2 protein-coding genes are annotated in these 805 nt (G+C 72.3%); both read right to left on the reverse strand.

Annotated features, from left to right (window positions below; genetic code table 11):
• The coding region (locus tag RM812_RS41955) for a helix-turn-helix transcriptional regulator (RefSeq protein WP_311586250.1) at nt 1–311 on the reverse strand (311 nt) is incomplete at its 3' end.
• Nucleotides 311–805: SDR family oxidoreductase (locus RM812_RS41960; protein ID WP_311586252.1), on the reverse strand; the 495-nt coding region annotated here is incomplete at its 5' end. The genes RM812_RS41960 and RM812_RS41955, both read right to left, overlap by 1 nt.

Here is an 805-nt window from a genome sequence, read left to right on the forward strand (position 1 = left end):
GTGCGGGCGCGTTCTTCCGCGCTCACGCTCTGGTCGGGAGTGTCGAGGAAGCCGAGGACGTACAGCCGTAGGGCGTGGTCGGAGTCGATGGTGAGGGGGTCGAGGGCGCTCTCGGGTGCGAGGCGGTAGCCGCCGACCTTGCCGGGGGTGGCGTGGATAGGGATGCCGTGGGCGGTGAGGGCGGTGATGTCGCGGTAGATGGTGCGCTCGGAGACGCCGAAGCGGCTGGCGAGTTCCCGTGCGGGCACGGTCGTGCGGCTGCGCAGCACGTGGACGATGCCCAGCTGGCGGGCCCGGGCCGTGTCGACCATCAGCGCAGCGCTCCGAGCGGGTAGATCTGGCCGGTGACGTAGGACCAGTGCGCGGCGGTGGCGAACTCGATGCAGGCCGCGGCGACTTCGTCCAGCGCCAGGGGCCGGCCCCAGGGCAGTTGCGCGAAGTACGCGTCGGGGTCCGTGACGCCCTTGAGGGCCATGACGTGCGCGGCGAGGGGGGAGCCGATGAGCGAGGGGGCGATCAGGTTGACCCGGACACCGTGCTGGTGCTCTTCCTTGGCCAGGGTGGTGACGAGGGCTTCGAGGGCTGCCGTCGCCGCGCTGTAGGGGCCGTTGTTGGCGCGGGCCGCCTGTCCGGCGTCGGAACCGACGGCCAGGACCGCGGTGCTGTCGCGGCGGGCACGGTCGGCCACCGCGTGCCAGGTGCTGACCAGGCTGAGGGTGTTGGCCTCGTGGACCGCCGCGAACTCGCTGAGGTGCGTCTCGGCGACCGGGCGTTTACCGGAGGGAGCGCCGACGCAGGCGAACAC

It is taken from the genome of Streptomyces lancefieldiae, assembly GCF_031845825.1.
Taxonomy (GTDB): Bacteria; Actinomycetota; Actinomycetes; order Streptomycetales; family Streptomycetaceae; genus Streptomyces; species Streptomyces lancefieldiae.